This is a genomic window from Candidatus Symbiopectobacterium sp., assembly GCF_020054415.1.
Lineage (GTDB): Bacteria > Pseudomonadota > Gammaproteobacteria > Enterobacterales > Enterobacteriaceae > Symbiopectobacterium.
The window spans coordinates 1-11,963 of record NZ_JAHWCO010000272.1; the positions used below are offsets into that span (position 1 = coordinate 1).

At 53.6% G+C, this 11,963-nt stretch carries 6 protein-coding genes and 4 pseudogenes; 3 read left to right on the forward strand and 7 right to left on the reverse strand.

The features are described 5' to 3' along the window. Positions 1-149 precede the first annotated feature (149 nt). The 5 genes from glnB to purL all read right to left on the reverse strand — a co-directional run bounded on the left by glnB (position 150) and on the right by purL (position 8,735). Positions 150-488 (reverse strand): nitrogen regulatory protein P-II, encoded by a 339-nt coding sequence (gene glnB / locus QZ506_RS07830; protein WP_291970222.1) that lies wholly within the window; start codon positions 486-488, stop codon positions 150-152. 102 nt (positions 489-590) lie between these two features. After that, positions 591-1,928, reverse strand: a complete 1,338-nt coding sequence (gene glrR / locus QZ506_RS07835; protein ID WP_291970223.1) for a two-component system response regulator GlrR — start codon at positions 1,926-1,928, stop codon at positions 591-593. Positions 1,929-1,942: 14 nt separating this feature from the next. After that, the gene (qseG, locus tag QZ506_RS07840) at positions 1,943-2,650 is read right to left on the reverse strand and encodes a two-component system QseEF-associated lipoprotein QseG (RefSeq protein WP_291970224.1); all 708 of its coding nucleotides are present in this window, start codon (positions 2,648-2,650) and stop codon (positions 1,943-1,945) included. 3 nt (positions 2,651-2,653) lie between these two features. Beyond that, entirely contained in the window at positions 2,654-4,090 is a 1,437-nt protein-coding gene (locus QZ506_RS07845) for a HAMP domain-containing sensor histidine kinase (RefSeq protein ID WP_291970225.1), read from the reverse strand. 760 nt (positions 4,091-4,850) lie between these two features. Further along, on the reverse strand, positions 4,851-8,735 hold the full coding sequence (purL, locus tag QZ506_RS07850) for a phosphoribosylformylglycinamidine synthase (RefSeq protein WP_291970228.1): 3,885 nt from the start codon (positions 8,733-8,735) through the stop codon (positions 4,851-4,853). A 302-nt stretch (positions 8,736-9,037) separates the two neighbouring features. On the opposite strand from purL, the pseudogene mltF reads away from it, so the two are divergent. Then, a pseudogene (mltF, locus tag QZ506_RS07855) lies at positions 9,038-10,483 on the forward strand (membrane-bound lytic murein transglycosylase MltF). 4 nt (positions 10,484-10,487) lie between these two features. Here mltF and tadA read toward each other — a convergent pair. Both tadA and yfhb read right to left on the reverse strand, forming a co-directional pair. Next, on the reverse strand, positions 10,488-11,009 hold the full coding sequence (tadA, locus tag QZ506_RS07860; protein ID WP_291970227.1) for a tRNA adenosine(34) deaminase TadA: 522 nt from the start codon (positions 11,007-11,009) through the stop codon (positions 10,488-10,490). Positions 11,010-11,102: 93 nt separating this feature from the next. Then, positions 11,103-11,664: pseudogene (gene yfhb, locus QZ506_RS07865) on the reverse strand (phosphatidylglycerophosphatase C); the annotation flags it as partial. Positions 11,665-11,726: 62 nt separating this feature from the next. On the opposite strand from yfhb, the pseudogene QZ506_RS07870 reads away from it, so the two are divergent. Together QZ506_RS07870 and QZ506_RS07875 are read left to right on the forward strand one after the other, a co-directional pair. Next, positions 11,727-11,831 (forward strand): annotated as a pseudogene (locus QZ506_RS07870) (IS1 family transposase); the annotation flags it as partial. Between the two features lie 31 nt (positions 11,832-11,862). After that, positions 11,863-11,963 (forward strand): annotated as a pseudogene (locus tag QZ506_RS07875) (IS1 family transposase); the annotation flags it as partial.

An 11,963-nucleotide genomic window follows, 5' to 3' on the forward strand; every position in this document is an offset into this window, starting at 1 on the left:
GCTTTGTGTTTGATAATGGGATTGTTAGTATGAAGCATGAGAGTTACCTCGCGTTTTGTTTAAGGATTAGACACCCATATCAAAACCGGTAACTCTCAACCTTTCAAGGTCAAGTGTCAGATCTAGTCGCGACTAATACAGCTAAAGCATCAGATAGCCGCTTCGTCTTCTTCGCCAGTACGGATACGCACCACGCGTGCCACATCAAACACGAAAATCTTTCCGTCACCAATTTTGCCGGTCTGGGCGGTCTGAATGATGGTTTCGACACAGGTATCGACGATGTCATCGGCAATAACAAACTCGATTTTTACCTTGGGCAGAAAATCGACCATATATTCTGCACCGCGATACAGTTCGGTATGGCCCTTCTGGCGCCCGAATCCTTTTACTTCCGTGACAGTCATGCCGGTGATACCCACTTCTGCTAACGCTTCACGTACTTCGTCCAATTTGAACGGTTTGATAATCGCATCTATTTTTTTCATGAAATAACCTTTGTGAACCTGTTTCTCTTCGACCGCAGTCGGGCATCAGTAACAAACATTCAGTGAAATGATAACGTCAGGTGTAACAACGTCAAAGCGTTGTCACTCTTTAAAATCGTTGGCATCCAATGCGTGACGTCCAAGCAATTTATAGAATTCGGTGCGATTACGCCCCGCCATTCTGGCCGCCTGCGTCACGTTGCCTTTGGCAATTTGCAGCAACTTACGTAAATAGTTCAGCTCAAACTGGTGACGTGCCTCCACAAAGGTCGGCAACGCGGTATTCTCGCCTTCTAACGCTTGTTCTACCAGCGCATCGTTAATCACTGGCGCACTGGTCAACGCCACGCAGTGTTCAATCACATTCAACAGTTGACGCACATTACCGGGCCAACTCGCCGTCATCAAGCGTTTCATTGCATCACTGGAAAAACTGCTAACGAACGGCTTATGCCGATTGGCCGCTTCACGCAGCAGATGATTTGCCAGCAGCGGAATATCCTCGGCCCGTTCATGCAGTGCGGGCAATTTCATGGTCACGACATTTAAACGATAGTAGAGATCTTCACGAAATTCGCCTTTTTCCATGGCGACCGGCAAATCGCGGTGCGTGGCGGAAAGAATGCGCACATTGATATCGATATCCCGATTGCTGCCCAATGGACGCACCTTACGTTCCTGCAATACACGCAGCAGTTTGACCTGTAAAGACAGCGGCATATCGCCGATTTCGTCAAGGAACAAAGTGCCCCCTTCAGCCGCCTGAAACAACCCCTCGCGGCTGCTGACCGCACCGGTAAACGCGCCTTTGGCATGACCAAACAGTTCAGACTCCAGCAACGGTTCCGGCAGTGCGCCACAGTTAATAGCGATAAACGCGTTTTTTGCGCGTGGACTGGCACTGTGGATTGCCCGCGCCAGCACTTCTTTACCGGTTCCGCTCTGGCCGTTAATCAGCACGCTAACGTCAGATTGCGCCACCAGTTTAGCTTGTTCCAGCAAACGCAGCATCACCGGGCTACGCGTCACGATGGTTTCTCGCCAGTGAGGTTCTCCGGCTGGGGCGCTGAGCGCCAGCGCATCATCGATCGCCTTATAGAGCGCATCGCGATCCACCGGTTTGGTCAAAAAGCCAAATACCCCTTGCTGCGTCGCGGCCACAGCGTCCTGAATCGATCCGTGAGCGGTAAGAATAATCACCGGCAGTCCTGGTTGCTGCTTCTGTATTTCAGAAAATAGCGCTAGGCCATCCATTTCATCCATGCGCAAATCGCTGATGACCAAGTCAATGCTATCGCGTGACAGCACACGCAGCGCTTCCGCTCCGCTTTCAGCCGTCACGACATGAAACCCTTCGCTGGTCAAACGCATTCCCAGCAGTTTTAGCAAACTGGGATCGTCATCGACCAGCAGCAAATCAGCCGTTTTTGGAATTGTCATGGGCGTGTAGGCTCCTATTTTGACGCCGCAGGCGCACCGTGGCGTTCAACCGCGCCAGACTCATGCGAAGCCGCAGGCTCCGGAAGTTCACTGCTCATCGCCTTGCGGGTAGAAAGTTGACGCTCAATATCCGTCAGGTTTTCCAGTTTGCGCGTCGTCACATCCAGTTGATATTGCAAATTGCTCTGTTGAACCCGCATCGCTTCGAGCTGTTTGTCGTTGGCCTCTTGCAAACGCTGAGTGCGTATGCGCTCATCCGTCAACGCCAGCCAGAACGTTTGCTTGTCCTGCCAGGTTTGCAGCAGCGGACGCAGCACCGCGGGAAAGTCCGTTTGAAACCCATTCAGCCGATCAAGCGCCTGACGCCGTTCCGCCGGGGTGATTTTGACTTGATCGAGTAAAATACTCTGCTTGAATGCCTGATTCCAGGTCGTGCTCCCCAGCGTTTGCGCCACCTCACGTGCCTGTTGCGGGGTTAATCGCTCAGCACAACCCATCGCCCGCAACCAATAAAGGGCGTTATTCACCGCGTCGCGATCGTCAATGTGCCACAGGCTATCGCACTGCGTCAGACGGTAGTCGCTCACTTGTTCCCTCGGCGTGACATTTTCAACATAACGTATCGCAATACGGTGATGGGTAGTGTCAACGCAGCCCGCGAGCAGCGCCAGGAGCGCTAATACCGCACCGCGAACCCTGCCGTCAGAGCACCTTGCTTTCATTTGTTATTCATTCTCAGCGGTTAAGGGCAATTCAATACGAAAACAAACGTCAGCATAATCCACCGGTATCAGGCTCAGTTCCCCCAGCATACGACGAATACAATCGCGCGCGATGCTCAACCCAAGACCGCTGCCTTTCACCGCACCTTTACGCTGGTGGCTTCCCTGATAAAAGGGCTCAAAAATCATGCCTTGTTCTGCTTCAGGGATCGGTGCGCCATCGTTGGCGACGTCGATTTGAACCCGGTGCCCATGCTGGCGACTCCGAATCCAAATGTTACCGGATTCCTTGCCGTAGTGCACCGCATTGGAATAGAGATTATCGATAACGCGCATCAGTAATGTGGTATCGGCCCAGCACTGGGTAATATCAAGTCGCGTTTCGGTGTGGATCGCCTTGGTGCGCGCAGGCAAACTGTGCGAAGACATCACGATATCCACAACCTCATCAATGTCGACAGGCTCCATCTCCGTTGGGGTATCCGCCAGCTTGCGGTTGTAATCCAGCAACTGATCGATAAGTTCCAACAGGTGCCGGCTGCTGTTATCCAGAATATCCACCACGTCTTTTTGATCCGACGTCAATGGTCCGACAACTTCGTCGGCCAATATCGAGGTGCCTTCGCGCAGGCTCGCCAACGGGGTTTTCAGCTCATGGGAGATATGACGCAGAAATTCATGCCGCTGCGATTCCAACCAGGAAAGTCGCTCACTCAGCCAGATAATACGTTGTGCCAGCGTACGAATCTCTCTTGGCCCCTTAAAGGTGCTGGTATTACCGAGCGATCGCCCTTCTCCCAAGCGTTTGATCATACGCTCCACACCGTTAACCGGTCCGATGATCATACGGGTAAACAGCACCACTAACAGCAAACTGACCATAAACAGTACCAGCGACTGCCAGCCGAAAAACTTGCCGCGCTCTGCGATGCCCTGTTGCAATTGCTGCCCGCGAGAAAACATCACTTCACGCGTCATTCGCAGCAGTTGCGCATTGGCCTGAGCAAACTGCGTCAGTTGCTCCTGGGCCGCGTTAGTCGGCGTGCTATTGGCACAATCCAAGGTCGCCAGCGCGGCAAGGTGCTGGCTTAGCTGTTGATAAGTGTGGGGATCGGGCAGGACATTTCTGTGCGCTTCCAGCATCTGCGCATACTGTTTGTGTTGGCTTTGGTAGAGGGTAGCCAGAGTGCTGTCATCCAGCACGCAGTATTGGCGATAGCTGCGCTCCAACGCCAATGCGGTGCCACTCATGGCTTCACTGCGGCGCGCGTCCACCAGCATGGATTTGTTAATGTCCGCCGCTTGTTCGCTCAGCGTATCCAGACTGTCATACGCCTGATAGGCGAGTACCAACAGCGGCAAAAGGACCAGCAGGAACGCCATAATCACTAATTGGCGCAAAGAGCGCGGAAACAGACGCCAACGTTTCAAGGAAATCATCTCGTTATTCATCCGTCATGATGCTAACGAAGTGGCATAAAAGCGCAATGTTTTTCCCTTGAGTAAGCGGGGGGTGATAAACCCATCAAGAGGTACAGAAAACAGAGTCAGTCGCCGCCCGGTTGCGTATGCGCTAACCGGGCAACTGAATAGGTGGTGCCTCACTCAACGTGTCGCCCGATGTTTGATAAAGCTGCATAGCAGACTGTTATCGGTGTAGTGGACGATAGGCACCCTTTCTTGTGGCGTCATTCGGAGTGTTATGAGCGCAAAGCGACACCATCAACAGCGCAATCATAACGAGGTGAATGAGCAACGCGTGATATTACGCACTATTCATGCCAGTTCGCAATATTGAATTTAACTAACTGATAAATAATAACTTAAATTTACACCAGTCGGTTAAAGGACGGTAAGGTGCCTTGATTCACGTCATACTACGCCGCCAATGGCTAAAACCTGTCGTCAAAAAAAGACGATTTATGTCACTTAATGTATAGACTAAATAAAATCAATTAATTAAATGTCTCTAAAAAGAGAGATCGATAGAGCGTATTGTCGCTGTATTGCGACAGCCTACCTAAAGCCGTCATTCCTCCCTCCGTCATTCCTGAGAAGGCAGGAATCTGTTGCAGAAGAGACGCGTTTCTTCTTACAGAGATCCCAGCTTTCGCCGAGGATGACTAGTAGGTAACGTGGCGTTGTCATCAGATTAAAAAGAGGCTATTCGCCCCTTTTATAGTCAATGTCCAGCTACCCCTTAGCCAAGCTGACGACGCGCGTTGCGGAACATGCGCATCCACGGGCTGTCTTCACCCCAGGTTTCCGGATGCCAGGAATTGCTCACGGTACGGAAAACTCGTTCCGGGTGCGGCATCATCACTGTAGCGCGACCGCTGGCGCTGGTGACTGCCGTGATACCGTTCGGAGAACCGTTCGGGTTCGCCGGATAGTTTTCGGTTACCTGTCCAAAGTTGTTCACGAAGCGCAGTGCGACCAGATGCTCATGCTCCAACGCCGCCAAGTGGGCAGCATCGCGCACTTCAACGTGCCCTTCACCGTGAGAAACAGCGATTGGCATACGCGATCCCACCATGTCATTCATAAACAATGACGGGCTTTTGGTGACTTCAACCAGGCTGAGGCGCGCTTCAAAGCGGTCAGACAGGTTGCGCACAAAGCGCGGCCAGTGGTCTGCGCCCGGGATCAGTTCGCGCAGATTGGACACCATCTGGCAACCGTTGCACACGCCGAGTACCAGCGTTTGCGGACGTTGGAAGAAAGCGGCAAACTCATTGCGCACCCGCGGGTTAAACAGAATGGATTTCGCCCAGCCCTCACCGGCACCCAACACATCGCCGTAAGAGAAGCCACCGCATGCGACCAGCGCCTGGATGTCTTGCAGATTGCGACGGCCTGCCAGCAAATCACTCATGTGCACATCGATGGCGTCAAAACCGGCGCGATGGAACGCAGCCGCCATTTCAACGTGAGAGTTAACACCCTGCTCACGCAACACCGCCACTTTAGGACGAACACCTTTGGCGATAAAGGGCGCTGCAATATCCTGTGCTGGATCGAACGTCAGTGATACATTCAGGCCCGGATCGGTCTCATCCTGTTTAGCAGCATGTTCCTGATCGGCACAGTGCTGGTTGTCACGCAGGCGCTGCATTTGCCAGGTGGTTTCCGCCCACCAGGTGCGTAGCGTGGTACGGCTCTCCTGATACACCACATCGTTGCCATGCGTAATCACAAAGCGGTTGCCCTGAGCGGCATGACCCAAACGATGAACAATATCACCCAAACCGTGATCGGCCATTACCTGCTCAACGTACGCCAGACGATCGGCGGACACTTGAATCACAGCACCCAGTTCTTCAGTAAACAATGAGGCCAGCGGATCGTTACCCAAGGCCGCGATATCAACCTCGATGCCGCAGTGACCGGTAAACGCCATTTCGGCCAGCGTCACCAACAGGCCTCCATCAGAACGGTCGTGATAGGCCAGCAGAGCATCATCCGCCACCAGCGTTTGGATAGAATTAAAGAAGCCAGCCAACTGTTGCGGATTACGCACATCCGCAGTATGGCGGCCCAACTGACGGTAGACCTGTGCTAACGCTGTAGCGCCCAGCGTATGGTACCCGGCACCCAGGTCGATAAGCAGCAGCACGTTATCACGTTCGGTGCGCAGCTGCGGCGTGACGGTTTTACGTACATCTTCTACGCGGGCGAATGCTGTGATTACCAGTGAAAGCGGAGAAGTGACGCTGCGCTCTTGATCGCCATCTTGCCAGCGGGTTTTCATCGACATGGAGTCTTTACCCACCGGAATGGTCAACCCCAATGCCGGGCATAGTTCTTCGCCGATGGCTTTTACCGCTTCGTAAAGTCCGGCGTCTTCACCGGGGTGTCCTGCTGCCGACATCCAATTTGCGGAGAGCTTCACGCGCGTTAACGCGCCAATCTGGGTCGCGGCAATGTTGGTTAATGCTTCCCCTACCGCCAGACGCGCGGAGGCACCAAAGTTACGCAACGCCACAGGTGCACGTTCGCCAATCGACATCGCTTCACCGTGGTAGCTGTCGAGGCTTGCAGTAGTGACGGCACAGTTTGCCACCGGGATCTGCCACGGTCCAACCATCTGATCGCGAGCCACCATACCGGTCACGGAACGATCACCAATGGTGATCAGGAAAGTTTTCTCTGCCACCACCGGCAGGTGCATCACACGCTCTACCGCTTCGACCAGGAAGATGCCTTCGCGGTTCAGCAAGGTGCCCTCGCTAGCAAGGCGTTTGACGTCGCGCAGCATTTTCGGTGTTTTGCCGAGCAGCACGTCGAGCGGCAGATCGATCGGCTGATTATTGAAGTGGCGATCATTCAAGGTTAAATGCTGCTCTTCCGTCGCTTCACCAATCACGGCGTAAGGGGTGCGCTCACGGCGGCACAGTTCATCAAACATCGCCAGTTTTTCCGGTGCAACCGCCAGTACATAGCGCTCTTGAGATTCGTTACACCACACTTCCAGCGGGCTCATGCCTGGCTCATCGTTGAGAATGTCGCGCAGTTCAAAGCGGCCGCCGCGCCCGCCATCACTTACCAGCTCCGGCATTGCGTTGGACAGACCGCCCGCCCCCAGGTCGTGGATAAACAGGATCGGGTTATCTTCACCCAGTTGCCAGCAGCGGTCGATCACTTCCTGACAACGACGCTCCATTTCCGGGTTATCGCGCTGTACGGAGGCGAAATCCAGATCGGCGTCTGATTGGCCGGAGGCCATGGAGGAGGCTGCACCGCCGCCCAGACCGATATTCATGGAGGGGCCACCCAACACAATCAGCTTGGCACCTACCGTGATCTCGCCTTTTTTCACGTGATCGGCACGGATGTTACCAATACCGCCCGCCAGCATCACCGGCTTGTGATAACCGCGCAACTCGCTGCCGTTATGGCTGTCAACCTGCTCCTCATAGGTACGGAAGTAACCGGTCAGCGCAGGGCGACCAAACTCGTTATTAAAGGCCGCACCGCCCAGCGGGCCATCAATCATAATGTCCAACGCGCTGACGATGCGATCCGGCTTACCGAAATCTTCTTCCCACGGCTGTTCAAAGTTAGGAATACGCAGGTTAGAGACCGAGAACCCGACCAGACCCGCTTTAGGTTTGGCACCGCGCCCCGTCGCCCCTTCATCGCGAATTTCGCCACCGGAACCGGTCGCCGCACCCTGCCAGGGAGAAATGGCCGTCGGATGGTTATGGGTTTCCACTTTCATCAGAATGTGTGTCGGCTCCTGATGGTAGGCATAGTGACCTTGCGGATCGGCAAAGAAACGCCCCGCTTCGGAGCCTTCCATCACCGCCGCGTTATCTTTATAAGCAGACAACACGTGTTCTGGCGTGTGCTCGAAGGTGTTCTTGATCATTTTGAACAGCGACTTGGGCTGTGCTTCACCGTCAATCACCCAGTCGGCGTTAAAAATTTTGTGGCGGCAGTGCTCAGAGTTGGCCTGAGCAAACATATAGAGTTCAATGTCGGTCGGATTGCGGCCCAAACGGGTAAAGGCATCCAACAGGTAGTCGATTTCATCTTCCGCCAGCGCCAGTCCCAGACGCACGTTGGCCTGTTCCAACGCCTTACGCCCTTCCAGCAGAGCGTCTACCCGTTTCAACGGGGCGGGCTGATGCTCGGCAAACAGCTGTTCCGCCTGCGCCATCTCGGTGAATGTCGTTTCCATCATGTGGTCATGCAGCAACGCGCCCAGTTGCTGCCACTGTTCATCGCTCAGCGTCGGCGCATGAATATAGAAGGCTAATCCGCGCTCCAGACGAATCACCTTATCTAGGCCGCAGTTGCGCGCAATATCGGTAGCTTTGGAAGACCAGGGAGAAATGGTGCCGAGACGCGGTGTGACCAACAGTAAGCGCCCACTTGGCTCATGCTCCGCGAGAGAGGGGCCATATTTTAACAGTCGTGTCAGTTTGACCTGCTCATCGCTGTTCAGTGGTGCACGCACGGCAGCGAAGTGAACGTACTCCGCATAGATGTCACTAATTGGCAAAAAGTGCTCTTTGCAACGCGTCAGCAACTTATTTACACGGAAGGCCGATAGGGCAGGTGAACCACGCAGTATTTCCATCATCTAAAAAATCTCTCGTCTTCGATGTACTGAGTTTCAGTACGTCAGTGGGCGCTACTTTGTCGCGCAGCCAAGGGGGGGGGGGGAAACGCGCGTCATTATAGAGAATTGTGACGCCCGACGAAACCGTTTGCGCAGAGTTTGTTGCACATCTTATTTTCGTCATGGTCAAACTTTAACCTGATGGATAACTGTTGCACACTGGCGGTTTGTTAAGCAAAATGCCCCCACTCTGGGAGAGAGTAGACAAAAAAACTGCCGTTACAGACAGAAAGGCCACACGGCCACTGAGAGATAACTATTTGAAGCGTTTAACATTAAATTATTTTTTCATCGGGGTTATTACGTTACTGCTGATGTTGGCGCTCTGGCCCAACATCCCCTGGCGCAGCGGCCAGGATACACAGCTCAATCAGATCCTTTCTCGGTGCGAGCTGCGTATCAGCACGCTCAATTCGCCGCTGACCTATACCCTCAGTAACGGAACCCCCTCAGGGCTCGATTATGAACTGGCTAAACGATTCGCCGATTACCTTAGCGTGAAGCTTGTGGTATCGGCGCGCCCAAATCTTGACGCCTTGTTCGATGATCTGGACAGCGATAATGCCGATCTGCTTACCGCCGGGCTGATCTACAACCATGAGCGATTGGATCGCTTTCGCGCTGGGCCAACCTACTATTCCGTCTCGCATCAACTGGTTTACCGCATGGGTGCCACGCGCCCTAAAAATCTGGAGAAACTGAGTGGTCAGTTAGCGGTCACATCGGGATCAGCACATATCGCCACGTTACGCGATTTGAAAAACAATAAATATCCATCGTTAAGCTGGGAAGCCGCTTCAGACCTGAGCACGCAGGATTTGCTTAAACAGGTGGCGCAAGGCGCGTTGGATTACACGCTGGCAGATTCCGTCACCATCGGTTTGATGCATCGCATTCACCCGCAGCTTTCCGTGGCGTTCGATCTGAGCGACGAAGAGCCGGTCACCTAATATATGCGCCGTACCTAGGACGACAGCCTGTACGCCGCCCTGTTGGACTTTTTCAGCCAAACTGTGGAAGACGGCACGCTGGCGCGCCAGGAAGAGAAATACCTCGGCCACGTGGGTGAATTTGATTATGTCGATACCCGCACCTTCCTGAGCGCCATCGATAACACCTTGCCCGATCTGCAACCGTTGTTTGCCAAATATGCCAGCGACATTGACTGGAAATTGCTGGCGGCTATTTCTTATCAGGAATCACACTGGAATCCATTGGCGACCTCACCGACCGGCGTGCGCGGGTTGATGATGCTGACGCGCAATACCGCAGAGAGCCTGGATGTGACCGACAGACTCGATCCGGAACAGAGCATTCGCGGTGGTGCGCGCTATCTTGCGCACATGATGGAAAAAATGCCGGAAAGCATTCCCGAAGATGAGAAGATTTGGTTTGCACTGGCCTCCTACAATATGGGCTATGCCCATCTGCTGGATGCGCGCAAACTGACGGAAAAGCAGAAGGGTAATCCCGATAGCTGGGCGGATGTGAAGGTTCGCCTGCCGATGCTCAGCCAGAAACGCTACTATACCCAGACCACCTACGGCTATGCACGCGGCCACGAAGCCTATAACTACGTTGAAAATATCCGCCGCTATATGCTGAGTCTGGAAGGATATCTGACCGATAAAGCCAATAAAATCCAGCAGCAGGAACTGTTAGCGAGTGCTTACCCTGCCGTACCGCCAGAAAAACTCGGCAAATAAGGTATCAGGCAGCCCCGTCAGCCTTTTCCTGAGCACGTCGTGCTTTATGCTGCGCGCGGCGTATACGGAAAAAATCGCTGAGGGTATGAGCGCATTCGGCAGCCAGCACACCAGACGTGATCGTTATCTGATGATTCATGCCAGGATGGCGCAGAATGTCGACCAATGATCCTGCTGCTCCGGTTTTTTCATCGTTGGCACCATACACCAGTCGACCAATACGGCTGTGAACCATCGCCCCGGCGCACATCACGCAAGGCTCAAGCGTTACATACAGCGTCGCATTGATTAAGCGATAGTTCTGCAAGACTTTCCCCCCCTGACGCAGCGCCATGATTTCGGCATGCGCCGTCGGATCATGATGACCGATGGGGCGATTCCAGCCCTCACCAATCACCTGATTATCCAGAACCAGAACGGCACCGACGGGCACCTCCCCCTCCTCCTGCGCCCGTTGGGCCAGAGTCAGGGCATGACGCATCCAATATTCATCAGACGTGTCATGACCATCAAGGGTGTCATTCATGGTGTCTCCTGGGTATGCATCGCGCTTTTTTGGTCGCGCGCATTATACAGGGTATGAAGAAAAAGCAGAGTGCTTATTGCCTTGCTGACACCGTTACTCCAATTGTTGCAACGTGCCTGCTCGCGTCACGCGCCAACGATGTTCGCAAAAAAACAGCAGCGGATTATCTTGCTTGCTATCGCTATACCCGCTGTGCAATTTAAGTGGCGCACCAAGCTGTTTTTCCATCTGCACCACCTTCTCCCGCACCAGACAGCGCAACTGCAACGCCCAGCCGCCATAACAGCGAACCATCTGGCTGCCCATCAGTTTGACGCCGTGCAGAAATGTGGAATCATGGTAAACCTGCTCAACCAGACGCTGCGGCGAACCGGTTACCAACCATACTTGCGCATCCGAAGCGGCGAGATATTCGGTCAAGCGCTGCTGCACCAATGGAAATGGCGTCACCCAGCGACGAAAGCGGGCAACAAACTCCCTGCTCTAGCGCCTGCAAATGTGCCTCACGGCGACCAAAGGTGATGGCCCAAAGCAGAGCGCTCATTGGCCAGCGCGCAGCCCTGCCGCGCGCCAGCAATACCAGCCCGACCACCGGCAGCACCGGAATGACCAACAGTAAATTTAACGGCAGGCGTTTTAGCAAGTAACGCAAAAAACGGTCGTGTATTCAATATGTTGATTGCAGTGTGAAATGCCCGGTTTTGGATGTGGAATACAGTGGCTAAAGTTGATGTAAGATGCCCGTTTTGTGAACAGACATCTCCTGTGAAAAAACACGGTTATGGCAAAAGTGGCCATCAGCGTTACCGTTGTGAGTCATGCAAACACGGATGGCTACAGGGCTTACAACGACGAACTTCCAAAAGTAAAACACATTGTTAGCAAGCTGTATACACAGCGTATTGAGCGTGCACATCTGACACTGCGTAACCGATTGCAACGGCTCAATCGCAA